16 protein-coding genes are annotated in these 17,593 nt (G+C 62.3%); 9 read left to right on the top strand and 7 right to left on the bottom strand.

Translation table 11 applies throughout. The features are described from left to right. Positions 1-57 precede the first annotated feature (57 nt). The 6 genes from DXT74_RS22780 to DXT74_RS03840 all read left to right on the top strand — a co-directional run bounded on the left by DXT74_RS22780 (position 58) and on the right by DXT74_RS03840 (position 6,450). Positions 58-1,806: a tail fiber protein gene (locus tag DXT74_RS22780; protein WP_081862714.1), complete on the top strand. Its 1,749-nt coding sequence runs from the start codon at positions 58-60 to the stop codon at positions 1,804-1,806. Between the two features lie 10 nt (positions 1,807-1,816). Beyond that, positions 1,817-2,398 carry a tail fiber assembly protein gene (locus DXT74_RS03820; protein ID WP_194427359.1) on the top strand — a complete coding sequence of 194 codons (582 nt, stop codon included), beginning with the start codon at positions 1,817-1,819 and terminating at the stop codon, positions 2,396-2,398. A gap of 703 nt (positions 2,399-3,101) precedes the next feature. After that, positions 3,102-3,428 (top strand): hypothetical protein, encoded by a 327-nt coding sequence (locus DXT74_RS03825; RefSeq protein ID WP_194427360.1) that lies wholly within the window; start codon positions 3,102-3,104, stop codon positions 3,426-3,428. A gap of 162 nt (positions 3,429-3,590) precedes the next feature. Continuing rightward, positions 3,591-4,592 (top strand): hypothetical protein, encoded by a 1,002-nt coding sequence (locus DXT74_RS03830; protein ID WP_194427361.1) that lies wholly within the window; start codon positions 3,591-3,593, stop codon positions 4,590-4,592. Between the two features lie 231 nt (positions 4,593-4,823). After that, positions 4,824-5,855 (top strand): phage tail protein, encoded by a 1,032-nt coding sequence (locus tag DXT74_RS03835; protein WP_231138265.1) that lies wholly within the window; start codon positions 4,824-4,826, stop codon positions 5,853-5,855. Between the two features lie 10 nt (positions 5,856-5,865). Then, positions 5,866-6,450, top strand: coding sequence for a tail fiber assembly protein (locus DXT74_RS03840; RefSeq protein WP_194427362.1), 585 nt, complete (start codon positions 5,866-5,868; stop codon positions 6,448-6,450). A gap of 207 nt (positions 6,451-6,657) precedes the next feature. Here the strand turns inward: DXT74_RS03840 and DXT74_RS03845 are convergent, their stop codons facing one another. The 3 genes from DXT74_RS03845 to DXT74_RS03855 form a co-directional block, all read right to left on the bottom strand. Continuing rightward, positions 6,658-7,305: an alanyl-tRNA editing protein gene (locus DXT74_RS03845; protein ID WP_194427363.1), complete on the bottom strand. Its 648-nt coding sequence runs from the start codon at positions 7,303-7,305 to the stop codon at positions 6,658-6,660. Further along, complete coding sequence (locus DXT74_RS03850; RefSeq protein WP_194427364.1) at positions 7,302-7,754, bottom strand: GNAT family N-acetyltransferase; 453 nt, start codon at positions 7,752-7,754, stop codon at positions 7,302-7,304. Before DXT74_RS03850 ends, DXT74_RS03845 begins: the two co-directional genes overlap by 4 nt. A 244-nt stretch (positions 7,755-7,998) precedes the next feature. Next, a complete protein-coding gene (locus DXT74_RS03855; protein WP_194427365.1) occupies positions 7,999-9,483 on the bottom strand; it encodes a C69 family dipeptidase in 1,485 nt (494 codons plus the stop codon). A gap of 294 nt (positions 9,484-9,777) precedes the next feature. Between DXT74_RS03855 and DXT74_RS03860 the strand changes: the two genes are divergently transcribed. Beyond that, on the top strand, positions 9,778-10,077 hold the full coding sequence (locus tag DXT74_RS03860) for a superinfection immunity protein (RefSeq protein WP_157222248.1): 300 nt from the start codon (positions 9,778-9,780) through the stop codon (positions 10,075-10,077). 137 nt (positions 10,078-10,214) lie between these two features. Then, on the top strand, positions 10,215-11,408 hold the full coding sequence (locus tag DXT74_RS03865) for an amino acid aminotransferase (protein ID WP_043640141.1): 1,194 nt from the start codon (positions 10,215-10,217) through the stop codon (positions 11,406-11,408). A gap of 268 nt (positions 11,409-11,676) precedes the next feature. Here the strand turns inward: DXT74_RS03865 and DXT74_RS03870 are convergent, their stop codons facing one another. Further along, a complete protein-coding gene (locus DXT74_RS03870) occupies positions 11,677-12,504 on the bottom strand; it encodes a LysR family transcriptional regulator (RefSeq protein WP_194427366.1) in 828 nt (275 codons plus the stop codon). Positions 12,505-12,619: 115 nt separating this feature from the next. On the opposite strand from DXT74_RS03870, the gene DXT74_RS03875 reads away from it, so the two are divergent. Then, positions 12,620-13,342, top strand: coding sequence for an SDR family oxidoreductase (locus DXT74_RS03875; protein WP_194427367.1), 723 nt, complete (start codon positions 12,620-12,622; stop codon positions 13,340-13,342). Positions 13,343-13,495: 153 nt separating this feature from the next. Here DXT74_RS03875 and DXT74_RS03880 read toward each other — a convergent pair whose 3' ends face one another. The 3 genes from DXT74_RS03880 to betT all read right to left on the bottom strand — a co-directional run bounded on the left by DXT74_RS03880 (position 13,496) and on the right by betT (position 17,511). Continuing rightward, positions 13,496-14,260 carry a DeoR/GlpR family DNA-binding transcription regulator gene (locus DXT74_RS03880; protein ID WP_019102532.1) on the bottom strand — a complete coding sequence of 255 codons (765 nt, stop codon included), beginning with the start codon at positions 14,258-14,260 and terminating at the stop codon, positions 13,496-13,498. A gap of 58 nt (positions 14,261-14,318) precedes the next feature. Continuing rightward, on the bottom strand, positions 14,319-15,413 hold the full coding sequence (locus tag DXT74_RS03885; protein WP_194427368.1) for an NAD(P)/FAD-dependent oxidoreductase: 1,095 nt from the start codon (positions 15,411-15,413) through the stop codon (positions 14,319-14,321). Between the two features lie 76 nt (positions 15,414-15,489). Then, positions 15,490-17,511, bottom strand: a complete 2,022-nt coding sequence (betT, locus tag DXT74_RS03890; protein WP_194427369.1) for a choline BCCT transporter BetT — start codon at positions 17,509-17,511, stop codon at positions 15,490-15,492. Positions 17,512-17,593: the final 82 nt, after the last annotated feature.

A 17,593-nucleotide genomic window follows, 5' to 3' on the forward strand; every position in this document is an offset into this window, starting at 1 on the left:
CCCCGTCCTCAGCGGGCGGGAGCCTGTGCTCTTTATCCTTTTCCTCAGGAGCGCCTCATGCAAGAAACCATCAAGCCCATTCCCACGCCTGACAAGTTGTTTCACGACGGCAACCCGGTCAGTGGCGAACTTGGCACCATCGTCAGCGCTGAATGGCTGAATGGCATGCAGTCCGCCGCCCAGGCCACTCAGGACGAAGTGCTGGCCGTGATCAAGGACAGCGGCCAGAGCGCCGATCCCAAGCGCAAGGACCAACTGCTGCAGGCGGTCAAGCAGATTGCCTGGGGCGGCAACAACAAACCAACTACGTTGGCAGGCTATGGCATCACTGACGCTTTGCCGTTGAAACCGGCGTTGGGTGTGGTGGATCTGAACGATATGATCGCTCCCGGCATCTATAATCAGCGTGAAAACGCCAAAGCTACCAGCGGCAAGAACTATCCAATGCCCTATGCGGGCAAGTTGCAAGTCTATGCCGATGAGGAGATGGTGTATCAGAGCTATCAGGCTTATAACAATGCTGGCATCTGGTACCGCTGTTGTTACTTGGGTAATTGGGCGCAGTGGCAGAAACAGGCCGACGCCGCTTCCACGTTGGCCGGTTACGGCATTACCGATGGCGCGACCAAGGCCGAGTTGAAGGCCGCGGTGGATGGCGTGGTCAACGGCGCGCCGGGCGCGCTGGATACCTTGCAGGAGTTGGCTGCGGCGCTGGGCAATGACAAGGACTTCGCCGCCACCATCACCAACAAGCTGGCCGGCAAGGCGGATAAGGCCGATTCGCTGGCGGGTTACGGTATCAATACTTTGGCGTTGTCTACCCCGCAGACCGTGCATGTTCAAAAGACCACACCGAATAACTACGACGCAAATATATTCAGCAGCGGCACGATGGAACTGCGCTCCGCCGGCGTGGATTTCCCATCTTTAGGCCTGCATCGGCCGGGATATAGCGCGGTGGCCTTGGTACACATGAACTATGGCGATGACACACTGGTGTTGAAGGAAGCTACGGGGAATGAGTTCCGGGTATGGCATGCCGGGAACGATGGACAGTTTCTCAAAAAGCGCCGTTTCCGTATTGATCCGCAGGATGGGACCTCTCTGGATACCTCTATCACCGGCGGGGAAATGGGATTCAACTATGGCACCTCCAGCGGCGTTACCGGCCCGTTCATTGCCTTTGGTGGGCTGGGAGGCCAGATTGACTACTCCTGCCAACTGACTGCCGACTATCAGCGGGGAAGCACCATGCGTTTTCGTACCCGCAACGACGACGCCAAGCGCTGGAACCCCTGGCATACCTTGATACATGACGGCCATCTGACCGGGCAAGTCGCCTACTTTGCCACGGGCGATGCGCCGGAGGGCTGGCTGAAGGCCAACGGCACCGCGGTAAGCCGAACCGAATACGCCGCTTTATTCGCGGCGATAGGCACCAGGTTCGGCGTTGGGGATGGGGCGACTACGTTTAATCTGCCTGACTTGCGAGGGGAATTCATCCGTGGTTGGGATGATGGGAGAGGGGTCGATGCGGGACGTAATCTGGGGGCATCTCAGAATCCTACCTACATTCGCAATTTGATCGACAAGTTGAGTGGAAGTTATCCGGTAGGTACTTCCGCCATCGGGGCTTGGAATACGGAGGGGTGGTCCACCAATGTCGAGGGCAACAAAACACCCACGGATCTGAGCAATACCACTTTCTACGTTGCAGCTGCCTCTGCTGTCCCTGGCGGTGGAGATAATGGGGCTTTTTCCACACGTCCCCGCAACGTCGCTCTGCTTGCCTGCATCAAGTTCTAAGGAGACCCTCATGCAAGAAATCAAAAACAAAACCGTCTACGCTTACCACCCGCAAACCGGGGAATATTTGGGGGTCACACAGGCGGACCTGTCTCCGTTGGAAAAGGATGTCTGGCTGCTGCCGGCTCATAGCACCGAACAACAGCCGCCGGTTGTTGCGGAACGTCAGACCGCAGTATTCCGCGATGGCGGCTGGGAGGTCATGCCGGATTGGCGTAGTACCAAGCTGTGGAGCCAGCAGACCGCGCAACCGGTCCAGGCCAAACTGGGCGAGACCCCGGACAGCTTGCGCGCCACCTTGCTGGAGCCCTGCGAGTTCGCGGCTTGGGATGGCAAAGGCTGGATCATCAACAAGGCGGCCCAGGCAGCGGCTCTGGCGGCGCAAACTCAAGCACAGTTGAAGCAGCGTATGGCCGAGGCCTATGCCAGCCGCCGTCCCTTGGAGGATGCGGTGGAAATTGGCATGGCGACGGAAGCGGAGTTGGCGCGGCTGCTGGGGTGGAAGCGTTACTGCGTCGAGCTGTCGCGTTTGCCGGAGTTGGCGATGTGGCCGCGGCTGGTGGAGACGGACTGGCCGAAGCAGCCAGCCTGACCCAGAGTTAAAGAATCAAAACGGTAGCCGCGCGCTGCCGTTTTTTGTTTAGAGCCGCTAACAAAACCTCGCAGCGTACCTGAGCCAAGGCGCGCCGACGCAGGCAGTACAAGTGGTACGACAAGGAGGCGCAACGCAGGATCAGGGGTTTTGTTAGCGGGTCTTAAGCCACTGTGGAGTGTTGTCTGATCCATTGGGGCAGGAGGGATAGAACCTTGCTACGTTTCAGAAACAGGAGGGACCAAGTACGAGTTCCGCTTATAGCTCACGCACCATATATGTCTTGCTAAAAGCGATTCGCCAGATTTTGCACAGGGTATAGCGGTTTTTACGGTACTATCCGCCCCCCGGCCCGTCGCCGCCTTGACGCTCCCGCCATCCCCCCTTACTCTCGCCCTTGCGCTGTGACAATCCACAGCCGCGGGACTGGGAGGTCCTATTTCAGTGTGGTAGCAATCGCTAGCCAGCGATTCGCTACGTCCATGCGTCTGCCGCAAACAGGGCAGGTCATGGCACTGAGTCCCCGCAAGGGGGCTGCCGTGCACACTGCGGTCCTCCCACTTTGTCATGAGCCTGCCCACGCCTTCCGCGCGTGCCGCGCAGGCATCCTTATGCAGATGTTTGTGGAGGCTACAATGAATATATTTATTTTCTGCCGACAACACCCTCGTCATCCCCGGTTCGTAGCAACAGAGGCCCAGCCATGAGCGCCCCCATCGCCAAGCTGGAACTGTCGCGCTTGCAGCAGCTGCATGAGCAGATCAAGCAACTGCGCATCATCACCGCTGGTCAGGACGAAGTCTATGACCTGGTCAAGCTTTTGGAGCAGCGCTACTTGCAGGCCGATGAAGGCCTGATCCATGGCATCCTCCACGTTCACGCCGCCAACCAGGGCCTGCACGCACTGATGACGCTGCTGCAGGACAGCCAGGAGAATAAGCAAGTCAATTGCGATCAAATGGCGGCGCTGCTGGAGCCTATCCGCCAAGAGTTGCAAGCCGGCTTTGTACAGATTTCCGATGTGATATAAGGCAGAGCGCCGTGGTTACAGCCGCGGCGTTTTGTCATCACGCACTGACATTCGTCGGCTGCTGGCCCATGCGCGCTTCCCGCAAAATCCCCTCCAATCCTTTCAGTAACGACACCTGTCATCGGCCATGGCCGATTCTTCATTTCCGCGGGAGGCGATTCCATGCAAGAAGCACTCAAGCCCATCAACACGCCGGACGCTTTGTTTCATGACGGCAACCCCACCACTGGCGAGCTGGGCACCATTGTCAGCGCCGACTGGTTGAACAACCTGCAACTAGCGACGCGCTCAGCCCAAGAAGAGCTGATCTCGCTGATCAAGGACAGCGGCCAGACACTGGACGCCAACCGCAGGGATCAGCTGCTACAGGCGGTGAAGCAATTGGCTTGGGGTGGCAATAGCAAGCCCACCACGCTGGCAGGCTACGGCATTAGCGACGGCGCCACCAAGGCCGAGGTGTCGGTCAAGGCCGACAAGGCCAGCACCCTGGCGGGTTACGGCATCCAGGACGGCATTACCGTGAGCATGTTGCCGCGCCGCAACCTGCTGGCGGATGGCGGCCGCTTCTTTGATCCGTTCACACCCGAGGGCATGGTGCAGGCGCGAACCCTTCAGATTACAGTTCCGTTTGCTACCCCCATGCATAACGTTTTATTTAGCCAAAGCGTGGGCTCGGTGGGGCGTTTCATTCACGATAATGGCTCGTTTGAGGGCACGGGTCCCAAATTGGCGCAACCGGTGGTGGACTTGCTGAATAGCATGGGACGTGATCAAAAACGTTATGGTTATGAGTTTTATATTGCGGAACTGCGTTGTGCGGCATTGACTTATTCGCCAGTGTTGATTGATGGCAAGAATATGGCGGTGGCGATGGCCTACGGTGCCGGCACCGAAGGGCCGATTACGTTTATGAACTGGTTGCGTTGCATCAGTGGGTCTATCTACTATGACTACGGCCAATATCGTAATGGCAAGCCCATGGAGAACAGGCGCATCACGCCAAGCGATGGCTGGGTGCACATGGCCGGGGTGGCGGAGTGGGGCGGCGGCTACAGTAACAGCCATGTTTATGCCGAGAATAACTCGATCTTCCAACTGGCCTTGCCGTCGGCCGTATCCGGCAACCATCTTGGCTATGTGCACAAAGCGCCGATCGCGTCATAAACCATTCCAGTTTTCAGTCATGGCAATCCTGTGGGATTGCCATTTTTTTTGCCCGCGCACCACTGACATCCGTCCACTGCTGACGCGCGTCGCTTCCCGGCAAAATCACTGTATTGATTCATTAGCGAAGCAGGTCAGCGGGTAGTTTGCTAATCACCCGCCCGGCCCGGAGTCCGCCCCAAGCCGCCAGCCCGGCCAGCGGGCCAACCCTGTAAATGGAGCGAGAGCGCGATGCAAAATACGATGAAGCCGATCAACAGCCCGGACGGGCTGTTTCATGACGGCAACCCCTACACCGGCGAACTGGGCACGGTGGTGACCTCGGAATGGCTGAACAATGTCCAGTCCGCCGCCCAGTCCAGCCAGGACGAGTTGTTGACGGTAATCCGCGATAGCGGCCAGAGCGCGGACCCGGCGCGCAAGGACCAGTTGCTGCAAGCGCTGAGGAAGCTGGCTTGGGGCGGCAACAGCAAGCCCAATACGCTGGCTGGCTACGGCATCACCGACGCCTTGCCGTTGAGCGGCGGCAAGATGAATGGCCGGGTGGATTTTCAGCCCAATTCCCGTTTCCTGGCGGAAGGCGGGGCGGAAGGCGGGCAGTTCATGCTGCAAGCGCCGCAAGTGAACAGTCAACTCGGCGACGTCATCGTTGATATCAGCAGCAATGCATTTCGCGTGTTTGACAATGGTAAAACACAATCGCGTGGTTTTTATGTGGACCTGACTCAATGCGAGCATGGCCCGACCACCAATCTGCTGACCATGTCCGGCGCGCCTGGCATGGTGGCCCACTTCGCAATGCCTTACACGCCGCCAGGTTGGTTGAAGTGTGACGGCTCGCTAGTCAGCCGCGGCACTTATCCCGGCTTGTTTGCCGTGATTGGAACCACTTATGGCGCCGGGGATGGCTCGACGACGTTCAATCTTCCGGATTTGCGTGGGGAATTTATCCGCGGTTGGGATTATGGTGGCGGGGTGGATGATGGTCGGGCATTTGGTTCATGGCAAAAAGGGACGCTAACAATTTCTGATCCAAGTCTTGACTCCGTTGGCGTTGCGAGTCTGATTCATGCAAATAACAACACCCCAATCGGATATGTGGATTTAGGCGCGGATAAAACCAAGAAGGAATATTACGAGATGCGACGAGCCCAAATGGAAGGTTACGGCATCGTATACGATGTGGACAGTAATGGCTGGGCTGGCGGTTATGGCTCCACCCGCCCCCGCAACGTCGCCCTGCTCGCCTGCATCAAATACTAAGGAGACCGCCATGCAAGAACGCAAACAGAAAACCGTCTATGCCTACCATCCGGAATCCGGCGAGTATCTGGGCACCACCACGGCGGACCTGTCGCCGCTGGATGTTGAGGAAACCTGGTTGATTCCGGCCAACGCCACCGAGCAGGAGCCGCCACAGGCGGGGGAGCGGCAGGTAGCGGTCTACCGCGATGGCGGCTGGCAGCTGGCGGTGGATTTCCGCGCCCTCAAGCTGTGGAGCAAGGCCAGCGCGCAGCCGGTGACGGCGCAAATCGGCGATACGCCGGATAGTCTGCAAGCTACTGAACTGGAGCCGCCGGCCTTCGCGGTATGGAACAAGAAAGCCTGGAAAGTGGATGCCGACGCAGAGCGCTCGGCGCTGACGGCGCAGGCGCAGCAGGAGCTGCAGCAGCGCTTGGCTACTGCTTACGCTCAGCGCCGGCCCTTGGAGGACGCGCAGGAGTTGGGGCTGGCGACGGCGCAGGAGCAAGGCTTGCTGAGCGCGTGGAAGCGTTACTGCGTTGAGCTGTCGCGCCTGCCGCAGCAGGCCGCTTGGCCGCGGTTGAGCGAGGCAGACTGGCCGAAGCTGCCGGCCTGAGGATTTGAAGTAAAGCGCCGTTCCACGTGAAACCACCCGCGCCGGGCATGCCCGCGCGGTTTTCTTAGGGCCTGTTCAAAGTCTCGCGAGCAAGGGCGAGACAAGGCGAAAACGAGCGAAAAAGCGGAATGTACAAGTGGTACATGAGCATTTTGAGCTTGTTTTCAACGCCGTATCGCCAAAGCGCAGCAGACTTTGAACAGGTTCTTATGGCCGCGCCAGTGTGATCTCCACCCTTTCCTTGCCCTGGCCCACGTTTTTGCGTTTGAGCTTTAGTTCTCCCACTTCGCCGCTGCGCCGCAAATGGGTGCCGCCGCAGGGCACGCGGTAAAGGCCGGGCAGTTCCCAGTAGCGGCGCTGGTTTGCTTCGTCGGAATAGGCGCTGACGATGGCGAGATCGGCGTCTATCAGCGCCTGCACCTTGGCTGCGATGGCGGGCAATAGAGGGGTGATGGGCTGCGCCAGCGCAAAATCGATGCGCGCCTTGTCCTCGGCGATGTGGGCGCCAATCTTCTCGGCGTCGGGCAGCTCGCGGCAAATGGTTTCCAGTACCAGTTCGGCGGCGAAGTGCAGCCGCATCAGCCGGTAGCGGCGCGGCCAGTCTATCGCCACCGTCACCGCGTCGCCGGCGCTCAGGCCATGGCCGTCCGGCAGGGTGTAGGCGATGTCCAGGCCCTGTTTCTCCGCGCGCAGCACCGGCAGCCCGGCGATGCTGCCGGCGTCGCTTTCCTGGCCGCCGGAGAAGGCGTAGAAGACGGTGGCGTCCAGCCAGACCTGAGGGCCGTCCACCAGCGCCACCGTGGTGTGCAGCTCGGTCTGGTAGGGATCGGCCCAGAACTGTTTGCGCACGCTCATGCCGCGCTTCCGGCGTCCGCCGCCAGCCGTTGGTAAACCTCGGCGTCCAGCCGCTCCATTAGCCGCTCCGGCCGCGACAGCGCGCCAAAACCGAACTGAGCGTACAGGCCGTGGGCGTCGGCGGTGGCCAGCAGCATACGGCGCAGGTTCTGCAGGCCGGGGTGGGCATTGACCGCCGCCATCAATTGCTTGGACACACCCTGGCCGCGCCAGGCTTCGACCACGAACACGTCGGCCAGATAGCCGAAGGTAGCGTAGTCGGTGATCACGCGGGCGAAGCCGATCTGTTCGCCATCAGCGGCGTAGGCGCCGAAGCATAGCGAATGGGCGAGCGAGCGCTCGAAGATGTCGCGGGGCAGTTGGCGCGCCCAGTAGGACTGTTCAGACAGGTAGCGGTAGATACGCTCGCGGTCCAGCCGCGCGGGGTCGGTGTCGATGTGGAGGATCATGGCGCAGCCAGCCGGGCGAGGGGAATGCCATAAAGATAACACGCTCGGGCTGGCGGGAGCGGACCGGCTTGCCGGCGCCGCTCCCTGCTGTTAGTCGCTTAGAGTCTGTTCATAATCTGCTGCGCTTCGTGAGGCGTGACACGGTGAGTACCGCTTCGAAATGCTCATGTACCACTTGACCATTCCGCTTTCTCAGCCGTTTTCGCCTTGTCTCGCTCTTGCTCGCTAGATTTTGAACAGGCTCTTATAGATTTTTGATTTTTTCCAGCTCCTCCGGGCTGTACTTCTTCTCGCTGGCCTTGGTCAGGTCGGTGAGCAGGCCGGCATGGACGTCGCGCGCCGATTGCACCGCGCTCAGCATATTGCCGCCGCTCCATTGGCCGGCGAAGCCGATGGCGGTTTGCGGCTGGCTGGCGTAGAGGCTGGTCAGCATCGCGTCCACCGCCGGCTGCTGGTCCTGGAACTGCCGCTCCAGCCGCGTCTGCCATTGCGCCAGCACCGGCAGATACTTGTCCGGCTTGGCCTGGGCCAGCGTGGCGTTGGCGCGGAAGGCCCAGTAGGCGGAGCCGCTTTCGTAAGTGGCCGCGCCGGCGCGCAGCGGCGCGGGGATGTCCTTCATCGCGTTTTCGTACATTGGCACCAGCACCGCGCCGGCCGGGCTGCCGAAGGATTGCCAGGTCAGCGCCGCCAGCTCCTTGGGCAGGCCGGCGCGCAGCTGGATGACGTGGGTTTCTATGGTGCGGTCCACGCCCATCGGCCGGTCCGCGTCCTTCAGTTTGGCCAGCGCGGTGCCGTGGAAGGTGGCGCGCAGCACCTTGGCCACGTCGGCCACCGCTATTTTGCGCTCAGGCTTCAGCGTCAGCGGGTATTGAGTCTGCCGCGTGGCTTGGCGCAGCCCCGGGTTCAGCAGGTGCTGGCCCAGCCATTCGCGGTCCACATTGTATTTGTCGCCGACGACGCCGAAGGCCTGGGCGAAGTTGAAGCGCTTGGCGTCTACTTTGGCCAGCAGCTGGTGTTTGGCGGTGAACTCGGCCAGGCCGGGGCTAGCGATCACATTGGCGCGGTCGGCGAGGTCGATGTCGTGCAGGCGCAGGCCGTTGGCCACCATCAAGTAACTATCCTGAGGCACGCGGTAGGCCAGCCAGTGGTGGCCGGAGCCAATCTCCATATACCAGGCTTCGTTCGGATCGGCGATCAGCACGCCGTTGCCTTCCCCTGCGCCGTATTGGTTGAGATAGCGGCCCAGCAGCTCCACGCCTTCGCGCGCGGTCTTGGCCTGCGGCAGGATCAGCGAGGGAATCACCGCTTCCACCACGCCGTTGTCCAGCAAGGGGTCCGCTTTTTTGGCGCGGACGTTGATTTCCGCGCTATTGGTGGCGGATACCGCCACATTGAATTCATTGACGCCGCGTTCCTCGTACAGCCCGTCGCCGCCGGCGGTGTCGCCGTTCCAGTCCATTAGTCCGCTGTAGCGGTAGAACTGTGCCGGAGCCGGCACTTTCAGGCCGTTTTTGAAGCTCAGCGTTTCCTCCTTGGCCGCCGCGCGCGCCGGGTGAAGCACCAGGCGCTTGTTCCAGTTATTGATGTAATAATCCTCGTTGCGGGCGATGATGATGGAGCCATCGGCGGAGGCCTGTTTGCCGACGATCAGCGATGAGCAGGCGTCGGCGAGCGGAGCGGCCAGCGCAAGGGCGGTGGCCAGGGCAAGCAGGGTAGGGCGCGGCGTCATGATGCATTCCTCTTATGGAGCGGTCAGTCGCGGGGGGTGACGGCTCGTGGTGGCCGCGCGCTTTGCGTGCGGCGGTTTGGCGGTGAGGGCAAGCAGATTGTAGGCCGATGGTTCGCGTTAGTTGAAATGAGAATCCCATGCTTGCCTGATGCATATCAATCTTGCGCCGTTTCATTAAAATGTGGCGCAAAGTGTCTGATTTATGCAATTGATTTTGCCATCCGGACGGAAGTCTTATTAAGCTTGGCATTTCATTGTGGCGGCGTGTTCCGCCGCGGCGGGAACGGAAGAAATATGAAAATACTGACGATGGCGCGCAAGCTGTTCTTCACGGTGCTGGCCGCGGCCTTGGCGCTGTGGGCTTACGGCGCTTACAGCGGCGAGCCGCAATGGCAGCAATGGGCGATGTATCTGGGCAATGCGCTGGCCCTGGGCGGCGCCTACCTGGTGCCTACCCTGACCGCGGCGCTGGTGGGCAGCCCAAGGCTGAAGCTGGTGGCGGCGCTTAACGTGCTGGGCGGTTGGCTGATCCTGCCGTGGATTGCGGCGATGATGCTGGCGCTCAAGCGTGACGATCTGGCGGCCGGATCCTGAATCCGTCTGGCACAATAGCGTGTTATTACCGCCCCGTTCAGAGGGCGGCGTAAGAACCTGTTCACGAAGCGCAGCAGACTATGAACCGGTTCTGAATGATTGCACGAGGCGATACCACACTACTCAAGGAGAAACGCATGTTCCAGCACGTCGACGCCTACGCCGGCGATCCCATCCTGTCGCTGGTCGACGCTTTCGGCAAGGACCCGCGCGGCGACAAGGTGAATCTCAGCATCGGCCTGTATTACGATGAGCAGGGCCGCATTCCGCGTCTGAACGCGGTGCAGCAGGCCGAGGCCAAACTGGCGGCTCAGCCGACGCCGCCCTGCACTTATCTGCCGATGGATGGTCTGCCGGCCTACCGCAAGGCGGTGCAGGAATTGTTGTTCGGCGAGGGACACCCGGCGCTGGCCGCCGGCCGCGTCGCCACCATCCAGACCCTGGGCGGCTCCGGCGCGCTGAAAGTGGGCGCGGACTTCCTCAAACGGTATTTTCCCGACGCCCAAGTGTGGGTTAGCGATCCCACCTGGGATAACCACGTGGCCATCTTCGAAGGCGCCGGCATCGCGGTGAACCGCTATCCCTATTTCGACGCGCAAACCCGCGGCGTGAACTTCGCCGCGATGCTGGACACGCTGGAAACCCTGCCGGCCGGGAGCATCCTGCTGCTGCATCCGTGTTGCCATAACCCCACCGGCTCGGACCTGGACAATGCGCAGTGGGACCAGGTGGTGGCGCTGGCCAAGCGCAAGCAGCTGATTCCCTTCATGGACATTGCCTACCAGGGCTTTGGCGCCGGCTTGGATGAGGACGCCTACGCCATCCGCGCGATGGCCGACGCCGGCGTGTCTTTCCTGGTCAGCAACTCCTTCTCCAAGATCTTCTCGCTGTACGGCGAGCGCTGCGGCGGCTTGTCGGTGGTGTGTCCGAACCAAGCCGAGGCGGAGCTGGTGTTGGGCCAGCTCAAGGCCACGGTGCGCCGCAATTACTCCAACCCGCCCACCACCGGCGCGCGCTTGATCGCCACGGTATTGGGCGATGCCGAGCTGAAAGCGCTGTGGGTATCCGAGGTGAACGAGATGCGCGGTCGCATTCTGGAAATGCGCGGCATTCTGGTGGAAGTGCTGAAGCAGGCGCTGCCGGAGCAGGACTTCGCCTATCTGGTCCATCAGCGCGGCATGTTCAGTTACACCGGATTCAGCCAGGCGCAGGTGGACGCTCTGCGCGAGCGTTTCGGCGTTTACCTGGTGGGTACGGGCCGCATGTGCGTGGCCGGTTTGACCCGCGCCAACGCGCCTTATGTGGCCAAGGCTTTCGCCGCGGTGCAGTAAGAACCTGTTCAAAGTCTGCTGCGCTTCGTGGAGCGTTGAACGGTGAGTACAAGCATCAAAATGCTCATGTACCCCTCGTACACTCCGCTTTTTCGCTCGTTTTTGCCTTGTCTCGCTCTGGCTCGCGAGACTTTGAACTGGCTCTAAGACCAAGAGCGGCTGACAAAACCGCTGATGTTGTGTTGCGCCGATTGATGTACTGTCTACGTCGGCGCGCCTTGCCTCAGCCGTAAAACGGAGTTTTGTCAGCCACTCTTAAAACAGGCCCTCAGTCGGCGGCCAGGGCTTGCTTCAAACGGGCCAGCGCCGGCTTGGCCAAGGCGTCCGGCGCGTAGCACAGGCCGACGCGGCGGCTGAGTTCCGCCTGTTCCAGCCGCACGCAGCCCAGCTCGGGGTGGTCCTTGGCCAATCCTTGCGGGACGAAGGCGATGCCGGCGCCGGCCGCGGCCAGCGTCGCCGCCTGTTGCAGGGTGGCGCAACGCGCGGCCACGGCCAACTCCCGCGCCGCCACGCCCAGCAGACTGGCGAAGCGTTGGTGCGAGGGGTGATCCGGGCAGGCGATCAGGTCCTGGCCCAGCAATTGTCCCGGCCGCAGCAAGGGCTGTGCCGCCAGCGGCGAGTCGGAGCGCATCGCCAGCACATAATCCTCTTCCCACAACGGCAGGAACAACTCGTCCTCGCAACGGTTGGCCTCCTCGTCCAGCCGCGCGTCGCCGGCGCAGCCGGCCGCCAGTTCCAGCAGCAAGCCATCCACCGCACGGTAGGCCGCCGCCAGCACGCGCGCCACGTCGGCCTGCCCCAGGTCCGCCGCCACGCCCAGCATCAGCGGCTGGCAGTCCTGCCGGCCGCGAAACAGCTGCGTCAAGCTATCGGCTTCCTCCACCAGCCGCCGTGCCGACGGATAGAGCAACCGGGCGGCGTCGGTCACCTCCACGCCGCGCGGCTGGCGTTGAAACAGCACGGCCCCCAGCTGTTCTTCCAGTTGTCGGATAGTGGCGGACAGCGCAGGCTGGCTCAGATAGAGACGCGCCGAGGCCTGGGTGATGTTGCGTTCTTCGAACACGGCGATAAAGGCTTTTAGCGAGCGAATATCCATAAGTTAAACCGATGACAGCGAGTGGAATAAACGATTTTTAGCGGACTCAAGAGCGGATTATAGTGCTGCTCAACAGTTTGCCATCAGTTATTTCTATTGCTTAAGGAGTGTTGTCATGAGTCAAGGCTTGATCGTCATCACCGGAGCCAGTTCCGGCATCGGCGCCGCCACCGCCCGCTTGCTGTCGCAGCAAGGGCATCCGCTGCTGTTGCTGGCGCGCCGGATCGAACGCCTGGAGGCGTTGACGTTGCCGAATACGCTGTGCCGCGCGGTGGACGTGACCGACCGGGCCCAGTTGGCCGCCGCGGTGGCGGAGGCGGAGGGCCGCTTCGGGCCGGTGGACGCCATCGTGAATAACGCCGGCGTGATGCTGCTGGGACAGATGGCCGAACAAGCGCCAGAAGAGTGGAAAACCATGTTCGACGTTAATGTGCATGGCCTGCTCAACGGCATCCATGCGGTGCTGGGGGGCATGGTGGAGCGCAAGCGCGGCACGGTGATCAATATCAGCTCGGTGGCCGGACGCAAGACCTTCCCCAATCATGTGGCGTACTGCGGCACCAAGTTCGCGGTGCACGCGATGTCGGAGAACTTGCGCGAGGAGGTGGTGGACCACGGCGTGCGGGTGGTGACGATTGCGCCGGGCGCGGTGGACACCGAACTGCTGTCGCATACCAGCAGCGAGGCGATCAAGGCTGGCTATGAGGCCTGGAAACAGGAGATGGGCGGCGTGCTGGCGGCGGAAGACGTGGCTCGCGCCATCGTCTACGCTTATCAGCAGCCCCGGAACGTGTGCATCCGCGAGATCGTGCTGGCGGCGACGCGGCAGCAGCCCTGAGAACCTGTTCCTAGTCTGCTGCGCTTCGTGGAGCGTTGCACGGTGAGTACAAGCTCAAAATACTCATGTACCCCTCGACCATTCCGCTTTTTCGCTCGTTTTCGCCTTGTCTCGCCCTGGCTCGCGAGACTTTGAACAGGCTCTGAGAAGCTGTCAGTCCGCCACGTACAGCTGAGTCTCCGCTTCCCGCATCAGCTCGACGACGGCGGGCGGCGGCGGCTGGTCGGTGAATAGCGCGTCTATCTGCGACAGATGGCCCAGCTCCACCAGGGCCGGACGGTCGAACTTGCTGTGGTCGGCGGCCAGGAACACATGGCGTGATTGCTGAATGATGGCTTCGGCGCTGCGTACTTCGCGGTAGTCGTAATCGCGCAGCGTGCCGTCAAGCTCGATGCTGGAAATGCCGATGATGCCGTAATCGACTCGGAACTGGCGGATCAGCTGCACCGTGGCTTCGCCGGTGATGCCGCGGTCGCGTTTGCGCAGCATGCCGCCCAGCACGATGACTTCGCAGTCCGGGTAGTCGCACATGGTGTCCGCCACGTGCAGATTATTGGTGATCACCCGCAGGCCGCGGTGCTGGTGTAGCGCCTTGGCCACTTCCTCGGTGGTGGTGCCCAGGTTGATGAACAGGGAGGCGTTGTCCGGGATGTGGCGCGCCAGGCATTCGGCGATGCGGCGTTTTTCGTCTATGCACAGCACTTGCCGCGCCTGGTAGGCCACGTTTTCCACGCTGGACAGCACGCTGGCGCCGCCGTGATAGCGTTGCAGCAGCTGGTGCTCGGCCAGCAGCGCGATGTCGCGGCGTATGGTCTGCCGGGTGACGGAGAAGTGTTCGGCCAGCTTTTCCACGCTGACGTAGCTATCGCGTTTGACCATGGCCAGCAGTTCCTGCTGGCGTTGATTCAGAATGAGCATAAGCGGCAAGGCGGCGGGTTGAGACCGTCCGATTGTAAGCGGACAACTCCTCCCGGCGCTATGCCGTCAGCGTTGCCGCCGCGTATTCGGCCAGCGCCAGGCTGGCGGTGAGGCCGGGGGATTCGATGCCGTAGAGCTGGAGCAGGCCAGGCACGCCGTGCTGCGCCGGCCCCTGGACCAGAAAGTCCGCGTCCGCCACTCCAGGGCCGGCGATTTTGGGACGGATGCCGGCATAGGCCGGGGCCAGCGCCTGTTCAGGCAAGGCCGGCCACCAGCGGCGGACGCCAGCGTAGAAGCGGTCGGCGCGGGCTGGGTCCACTTGGTAGTCTATGCGGTCCACCCATTCCATATCCGGGCCGAAACGCGCCTGGCCGGCCAGGTCCAGCGTCAGATGCGTGCCCAGGCCGCCGGCCTCGGGCAGCGGATAGATCAGGTGCTGGAACGGCGAACGGCCCTGCAGCGCGAAATAGGCGCCGCGCGCGTAATAGGGGGTGGGGATGGTTTCACGTGGAACCCCGGCCAGACTGGCCGCAACCCGCGGCGCCCAGAGGCCGGCGGCGTTGACCACCAAGCGCGCCTGGAGCCGCATGCCGGCGATGTCCAGCTCCAGCCCGTCGCCCGCTACACGGCCGCCGTGCAGCGGCGAGTTCAGCGCCAGCGTCGCGCCATGAGCCTCAGCGTCAGCCAGCAGGGCCAGCATCAGGCCGTGGCTGTCCAGGATGCCGGTGGACGGCGACAGCAGTGCGGCGTGGGCTTGCAAAGCCGGCTCCAGGGATTGCAGTTGCTCCGCGTCCAGCCAGCATAGGTCGGTCACGCCGTTGGCGGCAGCGCGTTGTTGCAAGGCTTGCAGACGCGGCAGCTCGGCCTCGTCGACGGCGACAATCAGTTTGCCGCAGCGGCGGTGAGGGATGGCGCGCTGGGCGCAGTAGTCGTAAAGCCGCTGGCGGCCGGCTACGCACAGCCGCGCTTTCGAGCTGCCGGGCGGATAGTAGAGCCCGGCGTGGATGACTTCGCTGTTGCGGCTGGAAGTATGTTGACCGATGGCGCTTTCCGCTTCGACGATGACGACTTCGCGGCCGGCCATCGCCAGCTGCCGGGCCACGGCCAGGCCAATCACGCCGGCGCCTATCACCACGCATTCCACGGTTTCCATCGCGCTCTCCATGCCGGATTGAATAAGGCATGGTGCGACGCCGCGGCGGCGGCGTCCAGCCCGGCGGCGCACAAGCCTATGAGACGGTGGACTGCGGTTGCTGGCCGAGGTGGAGGTGGTGCAGATGCCGTTCGTATTGGTCCAGAATGTCGTCGATGATCTGTTCCTTGCGGTAGCTCCACAGGCTATAGACTTGGCCGCCGTCCTGCAGGTGCACTTCCAGCCGGCAGTCATGGCCGGGCGCTGCGCGGATGGTGAAGGAGGGCGTGGCTGCCACGGCGGCCTGGATGCGGTAGCGAAAGGCGGTGTCGCCGTTGATGAACAGGCCCAGCCGCGGCAGGCCGGTCTGCGGGTCGGTTTCCTGTTCCAGCCGCGCCTTGACGCCGCGCTGGCGCAGCGCGGAGCACACCTCGCGCAGGGCCGGGAGACAGCTGTGTTGCAGCATGGTCCGGGCTCGGTCCGGATCCGGATGGCTCAGCGCCCGGCTCAGCCGCTGTTGCCATCGGTTCAGCCGCCGATCGGCGTGGACGCGGGTACGGCCGGACAGCGAGCCGGCCAGGCTGGCCTGGAGGCTGTCTTCGCGCATGCCTTCGCTTCGCAGCGCCTTGTACAGCCCGGCCATGATGAAGAACATCACGAAGGAGAACGGCAAGCCCATGATGATGGTGGCGTTTTGCAGCGTGGGCACGCCGCCCACCATCAGCATGGACAGCGTCAGGATGCCGATGGCCAGGGACCAGAAAATGCGCAGCCACTTGGGCGCGTCGCTGGCCGGGTCTTTGAGGAAGGAGGTGAAGTTGCCCAGCACCAGCGCGCCGGAGTCGGCTGAGGTAACGTAGAACAGCAGGCCGGTGACGGTGGCGAGCAGGGCGCTGAAACCCGTCCATGGGTATTGCGCCAGCAACGAATAGAACGCCCGTTCCGGCGTTTCCATCGCTGTCTTGCCAAAGCCCTGGTTGCCGGACAGCACCAGGTCAAGCGCGCTGTTGCCGAAGATGGAAATCCAGATCAGCGTGAACACGAAGGGGATGACCAGGGTGCCGATGATGAATTGACGCAGGGTGCGGCCGCGCGAGATACGTGCCAGGAACAGGCCGACGAAGGGCGCCCAGGCCACCCACCAGGCCCAGAAGAACAGGGTCCAGGCATTCAGCCAGTTCACTGGGCGCTGGAAGGCGAAGGTGTTCAGGGTCATGCCGGCGAAGCCGTTCAGGTAGTCGCCCACGTTCAGCACCAGGCCGTTGAGGAGGAACACGGTATTGCCGCTGAACAGCACGAACAGTATCAGCAGGATGGCCAGCAGCACGTTCAGTTCCGAGAGCCGGCGGATGCCCCTGTCCACGCCGGAGACCACGGACAGGGTGGCCATCGCCACCGACAGCAGGATCAGCAAGGCCTGCGGCAGCACCCCTTCCGGAATGTCGAACATGAAGTGCAGGCCGTAATTGAGCTGCACCACGCCTATGCCCAGCGAGGTGGCGATGCCGAAGATGGTGCCGAGCACGGCGGCGATGTCTACGCCGTGGCCTAGCGCGCCGTGAATGCGGCGGCCGAAGATGGGATAGAGGGCCGAGCGGATGCTGAGCGGCAATTGATGGCGATAGCTGAAATAGCCCAAGGCCATGCCCATCAAGGCGTACATGGACCAACCGGTGATGCCGTAGTGGAATAGGGTCCAGGACATGGCCTGGCGCGCGGCGGCGTGGGTGCCGGGCGCGCCCTCGGGAGGGGCCAGCAGGTGGGTGACCGGTTCCGCCACCGAGAAAAACATGAGGTCGATGCCGATGCCTGCGGCGAACAGCATCGCGCCCCAGGTGAACAGATTGTATTCCGGTCGAGAGTGAGTCGGTCCCAGCTTGATGTTGCCAAAGCGGGAGCAGGCGATGACGAGGACAAACAAGATATAGAGCGTGGCGGCCAGGAAGTAGTACCAGCCAAAGCCTTCGGTGATCCAGCCCAATATCAAGGCCATGGCGCGGGAGGCGGCGTCGGCATCCAGCATCGCCCACAGCGCCAGCGCAAGAATGCAGCTGGACGAGCCGAGGAACACCGTGCGGTTGAGGCGGTCTGCCGCCCCGGTTTCCGGTAATGCAGCCATGTTGGGGTCTCCCGATGCTAGCGCAAGGCAAGGCTGAGACTAGCATCGGCCCCAGGAGGGGGCTGGTCAGAATGCGACGCGG

This window comes from Chromobacterium sp. Rain0013, from assembly GCF_015291765.1.
Lineage (GTDB): Bacteria > Pseudomonadota > Gammaproteobacteria > Burkholderiales > Chromobacteriaceae > Chromobacterium > Chromobacterium haemolyticum.